The sequence below is a fragment of the Pseudomonas sp. 3296 genome (genome assembly GCF_031456615.1).
GTDB classification, from domain to species: domain Bacteria; phylum Pseudomonadota; class Gammaproteobacteria; order Pseudomonadales; family Pseudomonadaceae; genus Aquipseudomonas; species Aquipseudomonas mucoides.
Genome location: NZ_JAVDUY010000002.1, coordinates 1 through 18,476, shown reverse-complemented (window position 1 = coordinate 18,476; position 18,476 = coordinate 1). Strand labels below are relative to the sequence as shown.

At 58.0% G+C, this 18,476-nt stretch carries 19 protein-coding genes; 9 read left to right on the top strand and 10 right to left on the bottom strand.

Annotated features, from left to right (window positions below):
• Nucleotides 1–99: 99 nt before the first annotated feature.
• Nucleotides 100–2,010 (bottom strand): esterase EstP, encoded by a 1,911-nt coding sequence (gene estP, locus J2X66_RS04625; protein WP_310261508.1) that lies wholly within the window; start codon nucleotides 2,008–2,010, stop codon nucleotides 100–102.
• Nucleotides 2,011–2,420: 410 nt separating this feature from the next.
• On the opposite strand from estP, the gene J2X66_RS04620 reads away from it, so the two are divergent.
• The 4 genes from J2X66_RS04620 (at nucleotide 2,421) to J2X66_RS04605 (ending at nucleotide 5,722) form a co-directional block, all read left to right on the top strand.
• A complete protein-coding gene (locus tag J2X66_RS04620; protein WP_007906885.1) occupies nucleotides 2,421–3,014 on the top strand; it encodes an aminodeoxychorismate/anthranilate synthase component II in 594 nt (197 codons plus the stop codon).
• Between the two features lie 9 nt (nucleotides 3,015–3,023).
• Nucleotides 3,024–4,073 carry an anthranilate phosphoribosyltransferase gene (gene trpD / locus J2X66_RS04615; protein ID WP_027926747.1) on the top strand — a complete coding sequence of 350 codons (1,050 nt, stop codon included), beginning with the start codon at nucleotides 3,024–3,026 and terminating at the stop codon, nucleotides 4,071–4,073.
• Nucleotides 4,070–4,906 carry an indole-3-glycerol phosphate synthase TrpC gene (trpC, locus tag J2X66_RS04610; protein WP_310261501.1) on the top strand — a complete coding sequence of 279 codons (837 nt, stop codon included), beginning with the start codon at nucleotides 4,070–4,072 and terminating at the stop codon, nucleotides 4,904–4,906. Before trpD ends, trpC begins: the two co-directional genes overlap by 4 nt.
• A gap of 114 nt (nucleotides 4,907–5,020) precedes the next feature.
• Nucleotides 5,021–5,722, top strand: coding sequence for a lipoyl protein ligase domain-containing protein (locus tag J2X66_RS04605; protein ID WP_310261498.1), 702 nt, complete (start codon nucleotides 5,021–5,023; stop codon nucleotides 5,720–5,722).
• Here the strand turns inward: J2X66_RS04605 and crp are convergent.
• Complete coding sequence (gene crp / locus J2X66_RS04600) at nucleotides 5,719–6,363, bottom strand: cAMP-activated global transcriptional regulator CRP (RefSeq protein WP_027926750.1); 645 nt, start codon at nucleotides 6,361–6,363, stop codon at nucleotides 5,719–5,721. The genes J2X66_RS04605 and crp overlap by 4 nt on opposite strands.
• A 237-nt stretch (nucleotides 6,364–6,600) precedes the next feature.
• Between crp and J2X66_RS04595 the strand changes: the two genes are divergently transcribed.
• Both J2X66_RS04595 and speD read left to right on the top strand, forming a co-directional pair.
• Nucleotides 6,601–7,023, top strand: a complete 423-nt coding sequence (locus J2X66_RS04595; RefSeq protein WP_092277352.1) for an OsmC family protein — start codon at nucleotides 6,601–6,603, stop codon at nucleotides 7,021–7,023.
• A gap of 238 nt (nucleotides 7,024–7,261) precedes the next feature.
• Complete coding sequence (gene speD / locus J2X66_RS04590; RefSeq protein WP_123433112.1) at nucleotides 7,262–8,053, top strand: adenosylmethionine decarboxylase; 792 nt, start codon at nucleotides 7,262–7,264, stop codon at nucleotides 8,051–8,053.
• 128 nt (nucleotides 8,054–8,181) lie between these two features.
• Here the strand turns inward: speD and coq7 are convergent, their stop codons facing one another.
• From coq7 to hemJ, 6 genes are all read right to left on the bottom strand, one after another.
• Complete coding sequence (gene coq7 / locus J2X66_RS04585) at nucleotides 8,182–8,829, bottom strand: 2-polyprenyl-3-methyl-6-methoxy-1,4-benzoquinone monooxygenase (RefSeq protein WP_310261489.1); 648 nt, start codon at nucleotides 8,827–8,829, stop codon at nucleotides 8,182–8,184.
• 108 nt (nucleotides 8,830–8,937) lie between these two features.
• Nucleotides 8,938–9,276: a histidine triad nucleotide-binding protein gene (locus J2X66_RS04580; RefSeq protein ID WP_008027110.1), complete on the bottom strand. Its 339-nt coding sequence runs from the start codon at nucleotides 9,274–9,276 to the stop codon at nucleotides 8,938–8,940.
• Between the two features lie 61 nt (nucleotides 9,277–9,337).
• Nucleotides 9,338–10,126 (bottom strand): SDR family oxidoreductase, encoded by a 789-nt coding sequence (locus tag J2X66_RS04575; protein WP_027926754.1) that lies wholly within the window; start codon nucleotides 10,124–10,126, stop codon nucleotides 9,338–9,340.
• Between the two features lie 61 nt (nucleotides 10,127–10,187).
• On the bottom strand, nucleotides 10,188–11,165 hold the full coding sequence (locus J2X66_RS04570; protein WP_310261485.1) for a DUF805 domain-containing protein: 978 nt from the start codon (nucleotides 11,163–11,165) through the stop codon (nucleotides 10,188–10,190).
• Nucleotides 11,166–11,258: 93 nt separating this feature from the next.
• A complete protein-coding gene (locus J2X66_RS04565; protein ID WP_310261482.1) occupies nucleotides 11,259–12,227 on the bottom strand; it encodes a nitronate monooxygenase family protein in 969 nt (322 codons plus the stop codon).
• Between the two features lie 33 nt (nucleotides 12,228–12,260).
• On the bottom strand, nucleotides 12,261–12,689 hold the full coding sequence (gene hemJ / locus J2X66_RS04560) for a protoporphyrinogen oxidase HemJ (protein ID WP_310261478.1): 429 nt from the start codon (nucleotides 12,687–12,689) through the stop codon (nucleotides 12,261–12,263).
• 135 nt (nucleotides 12,690–12,824) lie between these two features.
• On the opposite strand from hemJ, the gene argC reads away from it, so the two are divergent.
• Nucleotides 12,825–13,859: an N-acetyl-gamma-glutamyl-phosphate reductase gene (gene argC, locus J2X66_RS04555; protein WP_027926758.1), complete on the top strand. Its 1,035-nt coding sequence runs from the start codon at nucleotides 12,825–12,827 to the stop codon at nucleotides 13,857–13,859.
• Nucleotides 13,860–14,027: 168 nt separating this feature from the next.
• A complete protein-coding gene (gene erpA / locus J2X66_RS04550; RefSeq protein ID WP_007947969.1) occupies nucleotides 14,028–14,378 on the top strand; it encodes an iron-sulfur cluster insertion protein ErpA in 351 nt (116 codons plus the stop codon).
• A gap of 69 nt (nucleotides 14,379–14,447) precedes the next feature.
• On the opposite strand, the gene J2X66_RS04545 is transcribed toward erpA, so the two are convergent.
• The gene (locus tag J2X66_RS04545) at nucleotides 14,448–15,539 is read right to left on the bottom strand and encodes an anhydro-N-acetylmuramic acid kinase (RefSeq protein WP_310261474.1); all 1,092 of its coding nucleotides are present in this window, start codon (nucleotides 15,537–15,539) and stop codon (nucleotides 14,448–14,450) included.
• 3 nt (nucleotides 15,540–15,542) lie between these two features.
• Nucleotides 15,543–16,955, bottom strand: a complete 1,413-nt coding sequence (locus tag J2X66_RS04540) for a peptidoglycan DD-metalloendopeptidase family protein (RefSeq protein ID WP_310261470.1) — start codon at nucleotides 16,953–16,955, stop codon at nucleotides 15,543–15,545.
• Nucleotides 16,956–17,169: 214 nt separating this feature from the next.
• On the opposite strand from J2X66_RS04540, the gene tyrS reads away from it, so the two are divergent.
• Nucleotides 17,170–18,369: a tyrosine--tRNA ligase gene (tyrS, locus tag J2X66_RS04535; RefSeq protein ID WP_310261466.1), complete on the top strand. Its 1,200-nt coding sequence runs from the start codon at nucleotides 17,170–17,172 to the stop codon at nucleotides 18,367–18,369.
• Nucleotides 18,370–18,476: the final 107 nt, after the last annotated feature.

Below are 18,476 nucleotides of genomic sequence, written 5' to 3'. Positions count from 1 at the left end.
ATGGCCTCTTCGCGAGCAAGCCCGCTCCCGCATTGGATTTTGCGGACACAAAAAAACGCGGCACCTGCAAAGGCGCCGCGTTTTTTATGGCCTCGCGATTTAGAAGTCCAACGCAACCCCTAAATTAATCCCTTGCTGGGTAAAGTCATCATCCTTGCGAATGTTGTAGCTGGCGCGCAGTGCCAGTTCCTTGGTGAGGTTGTGGCTCACCCCCAGGTTCACCCGGTTCAGGTTGGTTTGCGGGGTGTAGCCTTCCAGCGTGAACTGGTTGTTTGGCAAGGTGTTGAGGTTGATCGCCACGTCCTGGGTATCGTCGTTGTACTCACGCTCGTGAGCCACTTCACCGAAGACCTGGGTTTGTGGGGTGATCTGGTATTTGCCCTGCAAACCGATGCCCAGGCGGCGGGAAATACTGTCCTGATCGCCATAGGTCAGCGCCGTGGAATTATTGCCGTCCTCTGAGTAACCATCGACTTTGACCTTGGAGAAGTCGGCACTGACAAACGGCGACAGGTGCCAAGGGCTGCTGGCTTGCTGCGCGATGTCATAACCGATGCGCGCGCTGAAGGCTTCGACGAAGCCACTGGTGTCGCCTTTTTCGCTGCGTTCGCCGGCGCCCAGCTGGAATTTACGCTTGAGGCTGTCGTAATCCAGGTGTCCGGCCGTCAACGCCATGTCAGCCCAAATGCGATTTTGTTGGTATTGGGCGAATGCGGTACCCAGGTACGTGTTGAGCTTGTAGTCGGAATCGTTGGTTCCGGCTTCGAGTTTCTGGTTATAGAAACCGGCCGCTACACCCACGCGCCAGGCCTCGTCGAGGCGATAGCTGCCGCCGATGTTCAGGTTGGCACCATTGCCGTCGGCGCTCACGACGCTGTCCTGGCCATCAAAGTCCTGATGTTGGCCACCGCCGGAAACAATGGCACGCCATTGACCCACGCCTTGCCAGTTTTCCCAATCGGCCAGCCATTGGTTACGCAGTTCATCCTGGTGCGCGCGCAGGGTACCTTGGGCCATTTGCGGCAGCAGTGTCAGCTCCCACGGCGCTGACAACAGCGAATACGCATAATCGGCAATCAGGCGTTGTCCTGCTTCGGTCGGGTGTACCGAGTCGTTGTAGATCAGCTTGGTCGGGTCGGGTGTGGCGCTGTTGATGCCGTATCGCGCGTTCTCGGTGCAGCCGCTGCCGCTGAAGCAGGTGGCGCTCAGGTTCTGGTCGGTGGCCAGGCCAAATTGCGCCGGGTTGGCGAACGTCTCTTTGAGCAGCACCGGAATGTTGAGCGGGATGATTTCTGCATTGATGTTCTGCAGTCGACTGACCAATTCAGTGTTGAACTGGGCGCTGAGCTGGGAGGTGAATGCTTGCAGCGGGGAGCCGTTGAACGCCGGTGTGAAGCCGATATCGGGCAGCAGCCAGACCATGACGTATTTTGCGCCAGCGGATTGCAGCGTCTGTACGCTATCGGCCAGCCGGTCGGCGGCGGCACTAGCCTGGGGCAGGCTGGTCACGCGCCCTTGCAGGAAGTCGTTGCCGCCACCCGACAGGTAATACAGCGCGTTCGGGTCAGCCCGGAAGTTGTTCGATGGCAAGTATCCGGAACGGGTGCGATCGCCGGTGGCGGACGTGCTGGTGATCGAATCGAGAATCTGATCGGTGCGATAACCGCCGACGGCCCAGTTGTTGCCGTCGGGTTGGCCATTGCTGGCGCGCACTGCCGACGATGACGAAGCAGTCTGGTCCGCCGTGTACCCCAGTTTGCCACCGAGAATCTGCGTGGAGTTGAGCGAGCGGACTTCGCCGCTGCCATCCAGATAAACCGGTCCCGTCCGGTTGGTATAACGCTGAGTCGCTCCGGCAGGCCCGCCGGTGTCGGCAAAGGTACCGGCATCGTTGAGGCTGTCGCCGAAGACGACGAAATTGGTGTAAGGATTCGGTGCGGCGTACGCTTGAGCGCAGGCCATTGCCAGCAAGCATCCTGCGAGCGGTACAAACAACGTCTGTTTGATCATGAGCAAGTCCGTTTATTTATTGTTTTAGGAGAACGAAACGACAGTACCAAAAACTTCCGGCCTTTTGCCATCCGTCGCGAAGCCTTTGAGAGTTTCGCGAGCAGCAGCCCCGGCCATATTGCACGCTCTGCCCAGCTAAGTTACTGTGCCGAGACGTATGAATGAGACCTTCCCCGTGTTGATCATCAGTAAACTCCTGGATCAAGTCATCAAGGCACACGCCCGCTGGCGTTGGCGCGCCTGAATTCTTTTGCCGGTTCCGCCGGACCTGTACCGCTTTGCCTTCTTTACCCGTTTGAAATGCCGCTTTGCTGGCGCTACCCCGGCACCTGACAAAGCGCAGCGCTCTGCGGGTCAATCATTCGAAGGCTGTCTTTAAAGTCAGTGAATTCAAGAGGTTCAAAAACGCCATGTTGCTGATGATCGATAACTACGACTCCTTTACCTACAACGTTGTGCAGTACCTCGGTGAGCTCGGCTCCCAGGTCAAAGTCGTGCGCAACGATGAACTGACCATCGCTGAAATCGAAGCCCTCAACCCAGAGCGCATCGTGGTGTCCCCCGGTCCTTGCACCCCGACCGAAGCCGGGATCTCGATTGAAGCGATCAAGCATTTCGCCGGCAAACTGCCGATTCTTGGCGTCTGCCTCGGCCACCAGTCCATCGGCCAGGCCTTTGGCGGTGATGTGGTGCGCGCCCGTCAAGTGATGCACGGTAAGACTAGCCCGGTATTCCACGAGGACAAGGGCGTATTTGAAGGCCTGAATCGTCCATTGACGGTCACTCGCTACCATTCGCTCATCGTCAAGCGTGAAACCTTGCCCGACTGCCTGGAGCTGACCGCCTGGACCCAGCTTGAAGACGGCTCGGTCGACGAGATCATGGGCCTGCGCCACAAAACCCTGAACATCGAAGGCGTGCAGTTCCACCCCGAATCAATCCTGACCGAGCAGGGCCACGAATTGTTCGCTAACTTCCTCAAACAAACCGGCGGCACGCGCTAAGGACCTTTCATGAATATCAAGACAGCCCTGGGCCGTATCGTCGATCACCTCGACCTCAGCACCGATGAAATGCGCGATGTGATGCGCGAAATCATGACCGGCCAATGCACGGATGCGCAGATCGGCGCATTCATGATGGCCATGCGCATGAAGAGCGAGAGCATCGACGAAATCGTCGGCGCCGTGTCGGTCATGCGCGAGCTGGCGGACAAGGTCGAACTCAAGACCCTCGACAGCGTCGTCGACGTGGTCGGTACCGGCGGTGACGGCGCCAACATTTTCAACGTGTCGACCGCTTCTGCTTTCGTGGTTGCGGCGGCCGGTTGCACCGTGGCCAAGCACGGTAACCGTGCGGTGTCGGGCAAAAGCGGCAGCGCCGATTTGCTGGAGGCGGCGGGGATCTACCTGAACCTGACCCCGGTTCAAGTCGCGCGCTGCATTGACAACGTCGGCATCGGTTTCATGTTCGCCCAGACTCACCACAGCGCCATGAAGTACGCCGCCGGTCCGCGCAAGGATCTTGGCCTGCGTACCCTGTTCAACATGCTCGGCCCGCTTACGAATCCGGCCGGTGTGAAGCATCAGGTGGTGGGCGTGTTCAACCAGGCGCTGTGCCGGCCACTGGCCGAAGTCCTGCAACGATTGGGCAGCAAGCACGTGCTGGTGGTGCATTCGAAAGATGGCCTGGACGAATTCAGCCTGGCCGCGCCGACCTTCGTGGCGGAATTGAAGAACGACCAGATCAGCGAGTATTGGGTCGAGCCTGAAGACCTGGGCATGAAGAGCCAGAGCCTACATGGCTTGGCCGTGGAAAGCCCGGCGGCCTCGCTGGAATTGATTCGCGATGCCTTGGGCAAACGCAAAACCGAAAGCGGTCTGAAAGCCGCCGAAATGATTATGCTCAATGCCGGTGCCGCGTTGTACGCCGCTGACCATGCCACCAGTTTGAAAGAGGGCGTTGCCCTGGCGCACGACGCGCTGCACACCGGTCTTGCTCGGGAGAAACTCGAGGAGTTGGGTGCATTTACCGCGGTATTTCGAGTGGAGAATGAGGGATGAGTGTACCGACGGTTCTGGAAAACATTCTGGCGCGCAAGGTCCAGGAAGTCGCCGAGCGTAGCGCTCGTGTGAGCCTGGCCGAGCTGGAAAGTCTGGCCAAGGCGGCCGATGCACCCCGTGGCTTTGCCCAGGCATTGTTGGCGCAGGCCAAGCTCAAGCAGCCAGCGGTGATTGCCGAAATCAAGAAAGCTTCGCCGAGCAAGGGCGTGATCCGAGAGAACTTCGTTCCTGCCGACATCGCCAAAAGCTACGAGAAGGGCGGGGCGACATGTCTGTCGGTGCTGACCGATATCGATTACTTCCAGGGTGCCGATGCGTATCTGCAACAGGCTCGGGCGGCGTGCAAACTGCCGGTCATCCGCAAGGATTTCATGATCGATCCTTACCAGATCGTCGAAGCCCGTGCGTTGGGCGCCGATTGCGTGTTGTTGATCGTCTCCGCGCTGGATGACGTGAAAATGGCCGAGCTGGCTGCCGTGGCAAAAGGTGTCGGCCTCGATGTGCTGGTGGAAGTTCACGACGGCGACGAGCTGGAGCGGGCCTTGAAAACCCTCGACACTCCCCTGGTCGGCATCAACAACCGCAACCTGCACACCTTCGACGTCAGCCTGGAAACCACCCTCGATCTGCTGCCGCGCATCCCTCGTGATCGCCTGGTGATTACCGAAAGCGGCATCCTCAATCGTGCCGATGTCGAGTTGATGGAAATCAGCGACGTGTATGCGTTCCTGGTCGGTGAGGCGTTCATGCGTGCCGAAAGCCCGGGGACCGAATTGCAGCGCCTGTTCTTTCCGGAGCGCGGTACTGCGGTGAGTGGTTCGACACTCGACTGATTTCGCTTAGACCGAGTCGACCCCATCGCGAGCAAGTTCGGCTCCTACAGGAGAACCTCGCTGGCGATGGCGGCATAAATAGCACCTCAGACTTCACGTCCAACGGAATGCCTTATGACCTCAATCGTCTCTTTGACTGTCGAAGCTGGCCTGCAGGCCGAGCAGGATCTGTTGGCAGCGGTCTGCACCGGAGATTCGGAATTCGGCTTGCTGTTGTGGCAACCCAATGACCGCGCCCTGGTCATGCCCCGCCGCCTGAATCGCCTACCCGGTTTCGAAGCAGCCTGCGAAGTCTCGGCCGCTGCGGGTTGGCCCGTGCTCTTGCGTGAAACCGGCGGTGAGCCCGTGCCGCAATCGGCATCCACCATCAATATCGCATTGGTCTACGCACCGCCACGCAGCGAAGGTGACCAAAACCGCATCGAAACCGCCTATCACCGACTCTGCGATCCGATTTGCCAGTTGCTGGATGAGCTGGGCGGCGTGTCGTCCCTCGGCGAAATCGAAGGTGCGTTCTGTGACGGCCGTTTCAACGTCAACCTTGATGGCCGGAAAATGGTCGGTACTGCTCAGCGGTGGCGCCAGAGCAAGGGCGGCACGCGTCCGGTCGGATTGGTGCATGGTGCGTTGTTGCTGGATAACGAGCGGAAATCGATGGTTACGGCGGTCAATCGTTTCAATGAAGCCTGCGGCCTGGAACAGCGGGTTCGCGCGGAAAGCCACATCGCCCTGCATGAAAAGTTCGCCGCGCCCGATGCGCTCGGGCGGCTCGATGCGCTTTATCGCCAATTGCTGGCAGACCTGTTCAAGGCTTAGCGCGTACCGAAGACCACCATCGTTTTGCCTTTGACGTCCACCAGGTTGCGCTCTTCCAGATCCTTGAGCACGCGGCCGACCATCTCACGCGAACAACCGACAATCCGGCCTATTTCCTGACGGGTCACTTTGATCTGCATGCCGTCCGGGTGGGTCATTGCGTCCGGCTGCTTGCACAGTTCCAGCAGGCAGCGAGCGACGCGACCGGTCACATCGAAGAACGCCAGGTCACCGACCTTGCGCGTGGTGTTGCGCAGGCGCTGTGCGATTTGTCCGCTGAGGACGTAAAGAATGTCTGGATCTTGCTGGGACAGCTCGCGGAATTTCGCGTAGCTGATTTCCGCGACTTCGCATTCGATTTTCGCGCGTACCCAAGCACTGCGTGCCTGTTCCAGGCCAGCCTGTTCGAACAGACCCAACTCACCGAAAAAGTCCCCGGCGTTCAGGTAGGCGATGATCATTTCACGACCGTCGTCATCCTCGATCAGGATCGTGACCGAGCCTTTGATGATGAAGAACAGAGTTTCCGAGCGATCACCCGCGCAAATGATGTTGCTCTTGGCCGCATAGCGACGGCGCTGGCAATGCATCAACAGCTTGTCGAGGTTTTTGATTTTGGGTATTGGGGTAATAGCAACCATGGTTGTATCCCGAAAAGACGTCACGGTGTGTGTTTGGTTTTCTTATGAGCTGCTGACTAGGGTCGAGGCAAAGCTGGCTATGCGCCAGCGAATTGGCGTCAGCTTAACAGACACTTCCTGCAATATTTGAGAATTTACCTACGGCTTGGACACCTGTGCCCTAGGAAGGTGAAACGCTGTCATTCCGGGGCCCTGTGCTAAGCTGGCGTCCCTTTTTTAGACAGTGGAGTCTTGGCGATGAAGGCACGCATCCAATGGGCTGGCGAAGCCATGTTCCTCGGTGAATCCGGCAGCGGTCATGTCGTGGTCATGGACGGTCCGCCCGATGCCGGCGGTCGCAACCTGGGTGTCCGGCCGATGGAAATGCTCCTGCTGGGTGTCGGCGGTTGCAGCAATTTCGACGTGGTCAGCATCCTCAAGAAGTCCCGTCAGGCCGTTGAAAGCTGCGAAGCCTTCCTTGAAGCCGAGCGTGCGAGCGAGGACCCGAAGGTCTTCACCAAGATTCACATGCACTTCGTGGTCAAGGGCCGCGGGCTGAAAGAAGCCCAGGTCAAGCGCGCCATCGAACTGTCGGCGGAGAAGTATTGCTCGGCCTCGATCATGTTGGGCGCCGCTGGCGTGGCGATTACTCACGACTACGAGATCATCGAACTCGGTTGAGCCGACATTCAACTATCATAAAAGCGGTGCAGACTCTGGCGAACCCAAGCTGACGTCTGCATAATGCGCCACTTTTTTCAGGGTAGTGGTCCGTCAACCGACAGGCCGCGCCCCCGAACTGACAACCAAAATCGCCATCGCGAAGAGGTGTTAACCGTCCTACGCAGGTGCGTTGTTCGCATTTGACGGGCATGCTTGATCACGCGGCCGGGCCGCAATACATAGAGAGTTTTTAACGGTGAAAAGCAAACTCAAGCTCCACGGGTTCAATAACCTGACAAAGACCTTGAGCTTCAACATCTATGACATCTGCTACGCGGAAACCCCGCAAGACCAACAGGCTTACGTTGAGTACATCAATAAAGAGTACAACGCGAAACGCCTGACGCAGATCCTCACGGAAGTTGTCGATATCATTGGTGCCAACATCCTGAACATTGCCAGTCAGGACTACGAACCACAGGGCGCCAGCGTCACGATTCTGATCTCTGAAGAGCCGGTAACCCCGACCGACAGCCAGATCGAAGAGTCCCCGGGCCCGCTGCCTGAAATTATCCTGGCCCACCTCGACAAGAGCCACATCACGGTGCACACCTACCCGGAAATCCATCCGGTGGACGGTATTGCGACTTTCCGTGTGGACATTGACGTGTCGACCTGTGGTGTCATCTCACCGTTGAAAGCACTCAACTTCCTGATTCACCAGTTCGATTCGGACATCGTGACCGTGGATTATCGTGTGCGCGGCTTCACCCGTGACGTTGAAGGCAAAAAGCACTTCATCGACCACGAGATCAATTCGATCCAGAACTACCTGTCCGACGACACTCGCGACGCGTACCAGATGACCGACGTGAACGTGTACCAGGAAAACCTGTTCCACACCAAAATGCTGCTGAAGAACTTCGAACTGGATAACTACCTGTTCGGCGATGCCACCAGCAGCCTGTCCTCTGAGCAACGTGCCCAGGTGACTGAGCGTGTGAAGCACGAAATGCTCGAAATCTTCTACGCACGCAACATGGCGTAAGATTTTTCGAACACAAAAAAGGCGACTCCGTCACGGCAGTCGCCTTTTTTATGTCTGTGTCGCAACCTTTGCAGGAGCATGGCTTGCCCGCGAGAGATCGCCATCGCGGGCAAGCCATGCTCCTACGGTCAGATCCGATAAGTACTCTTGGTCATCACCTTGGCCAACAAACTCATCCCGAACTTCACCGGTGCCGGAAAGCGGAACCCGCCCGCATCCAGCGCACTTTCAGCGTGATGTTCTTCATCAATACGCATCTGCTCAAGAATCGCCCGGGACTTTTCGTCCTCCGCCGGCAATTGCTCCAGGTGTTCATTCAAGTGCTTGCACACTTGATGTTCAGTAGCCGCAACAAAACCGAGGCTGACTTTGTCGCTGATCAACCCGGCCACTGCACCAATCCCGAAGGACATGCCGTAGAACAGCGGGTTAAGAATGCTGGTATGGCTGCCCAACTGATGAATGCGTTGCTCGCACCAGACCAGATGGTCGATTTCTTCTTCGGCAGCATGTTCCATGGCGGCGCGTACATGCGGGAGCTTGGCGGTCAGGGCTTGCCCCTGATACAACGCCTGGGCGCAGACTTCACCGGTATGGTTGATGCGCATCAGCCCGGCAACGTGCCGGGTGTCCTCATCGCTCAATTTTGCATCGGGCTGGACGATGGCCGGCGACGGGCGGTAAGGCTGGCCACTGGAGGGCAGCAGGGTGCGCATGGCGGCATCGGCTTGCAGCAGAAGACGGTCAATCGGCGAGTAGTGACGTTGGGTAGTCATGCTGACCTCCGGGAAAAATCTCGGCGGCCAGTTTAACCCAATCGGCCGGGGAAGGTTTGAGCTGGGTCATGCGGGAGTGGCTGGCCACTCCCCCGGAACAACCGGCAATCAGCCCGGCGGCCAGTGCATCTGGCGCTGACCCAGCACGTGCATATGAATGTGATAGACAGTCTGCCCACCTTCTTCATTGCAGTTCATGACAACGCGAAAACCTTTTTCGCAACCCAGTTCCAGCGCCAGACGCTGCGCGGTGAACAGAATATGCCCGGCCAGCGCTTTGTCGTCCTCGGTGAGGTCGTTAAGGGTGCGCACAGGCTTTTTCGGGATCACCAGAAAATGCACCGGTGCCTGTGGGGCGATATCGTGGAAGGCCAGTACCTGGTCGTCCTCGTAAATGATCTTGGCCGGGATTTCCCGGTTGATGATCTTGGTGAACAGAGTATCCACAGCTGTTTTCTCCGTTGTTTTGGCTGGCCTGAGTGTACCCATGGTTTTACCGAAGGACCATTCAGCGTGGGCAGTAAACCTTGTTGACCATGCCGGCGATTGTCCGATTCAGCCAGCGCGAGCCGAGCCGTGGCAGGAAGGCGCGCCAGCGGTTGCGTCGGCCGGGGATGATGATTGCGCGATTTTTCTCCAGGGCGCGTACGGTATAGAGCGCCACTTCTTCAGGACTCATGAGCATTTTGCTGTTGGTCAGTTTGCCAGTGTCCAATTGTGCGGTACGGAAGAAACCGGTGCGCGTCGGGCCGGGGCACAGCACCGAGACCTTGACCGCGCATTTCTTCAGTTCGACGCGCAAGCCCTCGGAAAAATGCAGCACGTACGCCTTGCTCGCGTAGTAGGTACTCATCCACGGGCCGGGAAGGAACGCGGCGACCGAGGCGACATTGAGGATCTGCCCGCCACCCTGCAAGGCCATGGAGTTTCCGATGGCGTGGCAGAGGCGGGTGAGCGCCAGGATGTTCACTTCGATCAGGTCCTGCTCGGTCATCCAGTCTTGAGCGAGAAACGGACCACAGGTGCCCATGCCGGCGCAGTTGACCAGTAGATCAATCTGCCGGTCACCTTCCTCCAACTCCAGCAGAAAGCCCGACAGGCGTAGCGGCTCGCCAAGGTCGCAGGCACGGAACAGCACTTCCACGCCAAAACGTTGAGTCAGTTCAATCGCAATACTTTCCAGCTGATCACGCTGACGGGCCACCAGAATCAGGCTGCGGCCACGGCGGGCCAGCGCTTCGGCCATCGCCAGGCCGATGCCGCTGGAAGCGCCAGTGATCAGAGCGTAACGGGTCATGCAGTTCTCCATCGCAACAGCTCCGCGCCGCGACGCAGGTGTCACGGGCGGGGAGCGCTGTTTATTCTTTCGCAGAGTCTACAGGTGCCGGGGCTTCTTCGGCTTCATCGTCTGCAGAATCCGGTGCGGGTTCGGCTGCTTCGACCGGTTCGACTTCAACGTCTTCAGTTGTCACCGAACCGCTGTCGTAGCTGCTTGTCGTGGTGCTTTCATACTCTTCCTGAATTGCACTGTAACCGCCGGCCAGAGCTCCCACGATGACGATGGCGATAAACACAACCCACAACGAAGAAAGCACTTTGACCGCAGTGGTATTGGGCGGAGGTGGCGGGCCGTAGCGATTGGCGATGTTGGTGCCAGGGACGACCATAATCACCAGCGGGAAGAAACTGCCTACGAACGGGACGAGGTTCAACAGCCATAGCCAGCCGGACCAGCCGATGTCGTGCAAGCGTTGAACACTGAACTGGATACTGACGACCGCGATCGCGATGAACAGAATGAACGCGACCAGGCCGCCGATGATCAAGCCTGCCGTTGAATCGGCACTGATGATGGCAAATGCCAGGATGGCCAGAACCGAACCGACGCCGAGCAAGACAAGGGTCAGGGCCATCGTCCACGCCAGATAACGCAAGCGCCCGATGCGACCTTCGACACTGAACGGCTTAAGTGTGGCGAACGCTGGCAGGCTTTCGCCGACGCTGGCCTGAGGCGGAGCGTAGGGGGAGGATGGTTCGGCGAAGACAGGCTGGGGCCTGGCGGGAGCGTGCTCGTGCACGTCGGCCAGGTTCAGCTCGATAGACGATTCACTTTCGATCCGTGCATTGATGCCGGTTTTCGTCAGCGCCTGCAGGTAGATTTGTGCGTCGGCGTGCGACAGATCCTGCTTGAGCGTGACGGTCTTGCCGGTGAACAGCCGTTCAACCGCAGCGACTTCGCTTTTGAACAGCGCGGCGAGATTGTGCTTGGCGGTCGTGAGGTCGACGCCAGGCAGCAGAGCGCCGTCGAATACGATCTTGAAACGGTTTTCGCTCATTGCGAGGCATCCTTGTCGCGAGTGTTTAAGTTAGAAAGTGTTACAGCGACAGAGTGTAAGGCCAGCCAGGTTGTGCTGGCCAAAATTTTCCTCTCAGCGCGGCCAGCGTTTTGGCAGCTGTGCCGCCAGATCCAGTGCCTTTCGGTATTCCGCGTCCAGACGTGCGACCAATTGATCGACACTCGGCAAATCATCGATTTCCCCAACACCCTGACCCGCAGACCACACGGTTTTCCAGGCTTTGGCTTCGTCGCTGACCGGTTTCAGTTTGGAACCGAAGTTGACCTCACCCTTGTTTTGCAAGGCCGCCATATCGAAACCGGCGGCTTCCAGGCTTTGGCGCATGAAACTCGCCGGTATGCCGGACACCGCAGGAGTATGGACGATGTCCGCCGCCCTGGAAGTCAGCAACATCTCTTTGTATGCGTCAGGCGCATGACTTTCAGTGGTGCCGATAAATCGTGTACCGAAGTAGGCCAAATCCGCACCGAGCAATTGTGCTGCGAGAATCTCGTGGCCATGGTTCAGGCAGCCAGCCAGAAGCAGGGTCTTGTCGAAGAACTGACGAATTTCTGCAATTAGCGAGAACGGACTCCAGGTGCCAGCGTGGCCGCCGGCGCCCGCAGCCACGGCGATCAACCCATCCACACCGGCCTCCGCGGCTTTTTCCGCGTGGCGGCGAGTTGTCACGTCGTGGAACACCAGGCCACCGTAGCTGTGCACGGCGTCGACCACTTCTTTCACCGCGCCGAGGCTGGTAATCACAATCGGCACTTTGTGCTCGATGCAGATTGCCAGGTCTGCTTGCAGTCGTGGGTTGCTGTTGTGGACGATCAGGTTGACCGCGTAAGGGGCCGGGTTCTCCAGTGTCGCCAGGCCTGCCTCGATCTCTTCCAGCCAGGCCTTGAACCCGCTGCTCTCGCGCTGGTTGAGCGCGGGGAAGCTGCCCACCACGCCATTGCGGCAGCAGGCGAGCACCAGTTGCGGGTTGGAAATCAGGAACATCGGCGCGGCCACGACCGGCAGACGCAAATATTGTTCGAGCAGTGCGGGCAGCGACATTGGAAGTACCCCGGTAAGTGGTGCGTATTGAAGTTAGAACGGCCGAACGACGACCAGAATGACGATAGCCAGCAATATCAGAACCGGGACTTCATTGAACCAGCGATAAAAGACATGGCTGCGGGTGTTTTCGCCACGGGCAAAGCGCTTCACCTGCGCACCGCACATGTGGTGGTAGCCGATCAGGATCACCACCAGGGTCAGTTTGGCGTGAATCCATGCGCCTTGACTGAAGATGCTCGGATTGAGGGCGATCAGCGCAATGCCGAAGATCAGGGTCGCTATCATCGCGGGGCCCATGATGCCTCGGTACAACTTTCGCTCCATGACGCTGAAGCGTTCCTTGCTGACCGAGTCTTCACTTTGTGCGTGATAAACGAACAGGCGCGGCAGGTAGAACAGGCCGGCAAACCAGCAGACCATGCTGACGATATGAAACGCTTTGAGCCACAAATAGAGCATTTTTAGTTATTCCCAGGTTCACGGTAGCCCGGATAGTAGAGGCTTGAGCGGCCGCACGTCACCTTGCCGGTTGTCGCAGGGCGATACGCACCCTATTATCGACGGCTTTCCAGTGGGTTCGTTGAGGGCAGGTTTATGGTCAAGGTCGGTATCGTCGGCGGCACGGGTTACACCGGTGTCGAACTGCTGCGTCTGTTGGCACAGCATCCGCAAGCTGAAGTGGTAGTGATCACTTCCCGATCCGAGGCTGGCCTGGCCGTGGCCGACATGTACCCGAACCTGCGAGGCCATTACGACGGCCTGGCGTTCAGCGTTCCGGACATCAAGACATTGGGTGCTTGTGACGTAGTGTTTTTTGCCACACCACACGGCGTTGCCCATGCGTTGGCGGGCGAACTGCTGGCAGCCGGGACCAAGGTCATCGACCTGTCAGCGGACTTTCGTCTGCAGGACTCTGTTGAGTGGGCCAAGTGGTACGGCCAGCCGCACGGCGCTCCGGAACTGCTGGAAGAGGCGGTTTACGGTTTGCCGGAAGTCAATCGTGAACAGATCAAGGAGGCTCGCCTGATCGCGGTGCCAGGTTGCTACCCGACCGCTACGCAATTGGGTTTCCTGCCACTGCTCGAAGCGGGCCTGGCGGATACCACGCGCTTGATCGCTGACTGCAAATCCGGTGTCAGCGGAGCGGGTCGTGGCGCCTCTGTAGGATCGCTGTACTCCGAAACCTCGGAAAGCATGAAGGCTTATTCGGTGAAAGGTCACCGTCACTTGCCGGAAATCCGCCAAGGGCTGCGTCGCGCAGCAGGCAAGGACGTCGGCCTGACCTTCGTTCCGCACCTGACGCCAATGATTCGCGGCATTCACTCGACGCTTTACGCAACCGTTGTGGATCGCTCGGTCGATCTGCAAGCGTTGTTTGAAAAGCGCTACGCCAATGAACCGTTCGTCGATGTAATGCCAGCCGGCAGCCACCCGGAAACCCGCAGCGTGCGCGGGGCCAATGTGTGCCGTATTGCCGTGCATCGTCCGCAAGATGGCGACCTGGTCGTCGTGCTGTCTGTGATCGACAACCTGGTCAAAGGCGCGTCGGGTCAGGCGGTGCAGAACATGAACATTCTGTTCGGCCTGGACGAGCGCTTCGGCTTGTCCCACGCCGGCATGCTGCCGTAAGGCGCAATCGCGGAGAGCAAAAAGGCCCATTGAATGGGCCTTTTTGCATTCTGGTCGGACAGTTTGCTTGATTGATATACCGTAACAATAGTTGACCGATTTTCTAGGAGAAGCGGATAATGCGCGTCATCACGCATTATGGCGGCGTAACGCCGGGAGATAGTCAGCATGAGCGTCGAATCCTTCACCCCCACGGCTTTGCAATTCACCCACGGTGCCGCGCACAAGGTGAAGAGCCTGGTCGATGAAGAGGGGAATGATCGCTTGAAGTTGCGCGTATTCGTTACGGGCGGCGGTTGTTCAGGTTTTCAGTACGGCTTCACCTTCGATGAAGAAGTGGCCGATGACGACACCATCGTCGAGCGCGAGGGCGTGAGCCTGGTCGTGGACCCGATGAGCTTCCAGTACCTGGCAGGCGCCGAGGTGGATTATCAGGAAGGTCTGGAAGGTTCGCGTTTCGTGATCAAGAACCCGAACGCCAGCACTACCTGTGGCTGCGGTTCTTCATTCTCGATCTGATCGCACCTTCAGCACACTGTAAAACGCCGCAGGACCTTACGGGTTATGCGGCGTTTTGCTGTCTGGGGTTTATGCGGGGTAGATCGCACCGAGTACGCGCTGGCCGCGGGCGCCGGTGACGCTTGGGCGGTTGGCGGCGATGCCTTCGAGGCAGCAATGGGCCAGCCAGGCGAAAGCCATGGCTTCAACCCAGTCGGGGTCTACACCGTGAGTGGCGGTGCTGCTGACTTTCGTATTCGGCAGCAAGCCGGCCAAGCGCTCCATCAGCGTGGCGTTGTGCGCACCGCCGCCGCAGACCAGCAGTTCTTGAGTGTTCGGCTGGGCGTGTTGCAGTGACTCAACGATGGTCAGCGCGGTGAGCTCGAGCAGGGTGGCTTGCACGTCTTCGGCGGCGTAGGTCGGCAGTTTCGACAGATGTTGCGTCAACCAAGGCAGGTTGAACACTTCACGGCCGGTACTTTTTGGGCCTTTGGTCACGAAGAAGGGATCGCTGAGCAATTGATTGAGCAAATCCGGTTCGACGTTGCCGCTGGCAGCCCATTGGCCGTCGCGATCGAAGTTTTCGCCGCGCTGCTGATGAATCCAGGCATCCAGCAAAACGTTGCCCGGGCCGCAGTCGAAACCTGCAACGGGTTGACCGGGTTCAATCAGGCTGAGGTTGCTGAATCCACCCACATTCAACACCGCGCGATGACCTGCGCGTTCATCAAACAAGGCTTCGTGGAAGGCCGGAACCAGCGGAGCACCTTGCCCGCCTGCGGCCACATCGCGGCTGCGGAAGTCACTGACCACGGTGATACCGGTCAGTTCGGTCAGCAGGGCAGGGTTGCCGATCTGCACGGTAAAGCCGCGCGCCGGTTCGTGGCGAATGGTCTGGCCGTGGCTGCCAATTGCGCGAATGTCTTCGGGTTTCAGGTTTTTTTGATCAAGCAGGGAGTGGATACCCTTGGCTGCCAGTTTTACCCAGTGTTGTTGGGCGATGGCAGAGCGGGCAATCTCGTCCGGGCCGCTGGCGCACAAGCCAAGCAGCTCGGTGCGCAGGGACACCGGCATGGGAATGTAGTGCGTGGCGATCAGTTTGATCGCCGGGGAGAGCTCAACCAGCGCGATGTCCAGGCCATCGAGACTGGTTCCGGACATCACACCAATATAGAGCGTCATGGCTTAGCGCTTGCTCGAAGCCAGCAGGGTGGCCTTCTCTTGATCCATGCGCGCCATCAGCGGCTGGCTCTGCGCGAGGAAGCGCGAGCGTTCAGCCTTGGCGATCGGATCGGCCATTGGCAACTTCTGGCCCAGTGGATCGACGTGAACGCCGTTGACCTGGAACTCATAGTGCAAGTGCGGGCCGGTGGAGAGCCCGGTGGTGCCGATGAAGCCGATGACCTGGCCCTGTTTAACCGTGCCTCCAGTCTTAACGCCTTTGGCGAAGCCTTGCATGTGGCCATACAGCGTGGTGTAGGTGGCGCCGTGCTGGATGATCACGGTGTTGCCATAGCCGCCGCGGCGACCGGCCAACAATACTTTACCGTCGCCGGCAGCCTTGATTGGCGTGCCCCGTGGTGCTGCATAGTCAACGCCTTTGTGGGCGCGAATTTTGTTCAGGATCGGGTGCTTGCGGCCCATGGAGAATTTCGAACTGATGCGGGCGAAATCAACCGGGGTACGGATGAACGCTTTGCGCATGCTGTTGCCGTCGGCCGTGTAGTAGCTGCTGTTGCCTTGCTTGTTGATGTAACGCACGGCGGTGTAGGTCTTGCCGCGGTTGGTGAAACGTGCGGAAAGGATCGGGCCGTTGCCGACAGGCTTGCCGTTGACGACTTTTTGCTCGTAGATAACATCGAACTCGTCACCCTGGCGAATATCCTGGGCGAAGTCGACGTCGTAGCCAAACACGCTGGCCATATCCATGGTCAGGCTGTGGGACAGTCCGGCGCGAGCGGCGGATTGCGACAACGAGCTGTTGATGACGCCATGAACGTAGGCGGAACGTACGGTGGGCTTGGCAGTGATGCGGTTGAACGTATAACCCTTGTCATTCTTGGTCAGGGTAATGCTTTCGACGTCGCTGATCTTGCTGTGCAAGTTGGTCAGCTGGCCTTCAGGGTTCAGTTCGAATTCGAGCTTCTGCCCATGTTTAAGCTGGCTGAACTGCTTGGCTTGCTTGTCGCTGGCGAGGATTTCATGCACCGAAGCGGCCGGGAGTCCAACTTTCTCAAACAGGGTGGAGAGCGTATCGCCTTTGGAGACGATCACTTCCCTGTGGTTTGGAGCTTTCTTTTCTTCGACCACAGGCGCGACTTCAGCGGTTTCCTGCGGTTCTTCGGCGGCGTTTTCGATCTGCGCGAAAGGGGAGGCCACTGGTTCATTTGTGGCTTGAGCGGCCTCAGCAGCGTCTTGTTCTTGTGACAGTTGATCAGCAGGGCTTTCCAGTTCAAGACTCAGGGTGGTCTTTTTGGCTTCAACATCGCTGGAAGGGAATACCAGAAGCGCCAAGCTCAGCAGAGCGGCGATGCCACTTGCTGCGAGCAGGTGGGTCTTCGGGTAAAGCGGTGGCGCTTTAGACGATTCTTTGGTCATAAGTGATTTTTTGACTTTGAAAAAAGATGAATTGGAAAAGATGAATGACATGATGAAGATGAAATAACTGTATAAAATATAACCAAATCATCTCTGAAGCAAGTCCGCGGACACTCTGCCGGCGGATTGGCGTCATTGCGCCGGCCAAACTTTGTATTTGACGCGTGATCTTGTATGGTTGGTCCCCTTTGAATTCGAGCCTTGCGGGTCTGTTATGAAGTCGGTTGAAGAGCAGCTAGCGCTGATTAAACGTGGTGCGGAAGAACTGTTGGTCGAGTCCGAGCTGATCGAGAAGCTCAAACGTGGCCAACCGCTACGTATTAAGGCTGGCTTCGATCCGACTGCGCCGGATTTGCACCTGGGTCACACCGTGCTTATTAATAAGCTGCGTCAGTTCCAGGAACTGGGGCATCAGGTGATCTTCCTTATCGGTGACTTCACCGGAATGATTGGTGATCCGAGCGGGAAGAGTGCGACTCGTCCGCCGCTTACTCGTGAGCAGGTCCTCGAGAATGCCGAGACCTACAAGACCCAGGTCTTCAAGATTCTTGATCCGGCTAAAACCGAGGTTGCGTTCAACTCCACCTGGATGGACCAGATGGGGCCGGCCGACTTCATTCGCCTGACTTCGCAGTACACGGTTGCGCGCATGCTCGAGCGCGACGATTTCGACAAGCGCTATACCACCAATCAGCCCATCGCCATTCATGAGTTCCTCTATCCGCTGGTTCAGGGTTATGACTCGGTCGCGCTGCGTGCAGATGTCGAGTTGGGCGGTACCGATCAGAAGTTCAACCTGTTGATGGGACGCGAGCTTCAGCGAGGGTACGGTCAAGAGCCGCAGTGCATTCTGACCATGCCGTTGCTCGAAGGCCTGGATGGCGTGAAGAAGATGTCCAAGTCCCTGGGCAATTACGTCGGTATCCAGGAAGCGCCGGGTGTCATGTACAGCAAGCTGGTTTCCATTCCGGATGCGCTGATGTGGCGTTACTTCGAATTGCTCAGCTTCCGCTCCATGGAAGAGATCAATGCATTCCGTGCCGATGTCGAGGCTGGTGCGAACCCGCGTGACATCAAGATCAGGCTGGCTGAAGAGATTGTTGCGCGTTTCCATGGCGAGGAGGCTGCGGCCAACGCTCACCGTGGGGCAGGCAATCGTATGAAGGAGGGTGAGCTGCCGGATGATCTGCCTGAGATCGAATTGACGGCTGCTGAAGATATGCCGATTGCGGCTGTTCTTAATAAAGCAGGCCTGGTGAAGAATTCGGCGGTGGCGCGTGACCTGTTAAATGCTGGCGGTGTACGTATAGATGGTGAGGTGGTTGATCGCACCTTTATATACGTACTGGGCGCGACGCACGTTTGCCAGGCCGGTAAGAAGTCATTTGCGCGTATTACGCTGAAATCCGAGTAAAGCTGCAAACAGTGCTTGACGGCAGATTCTGGATGTCTATAATTCGCCCCACTTCCGGCGCAGTCGAAACGGAAAACTCCTTGGTAAACAAAGAGTTACGCAGTTTT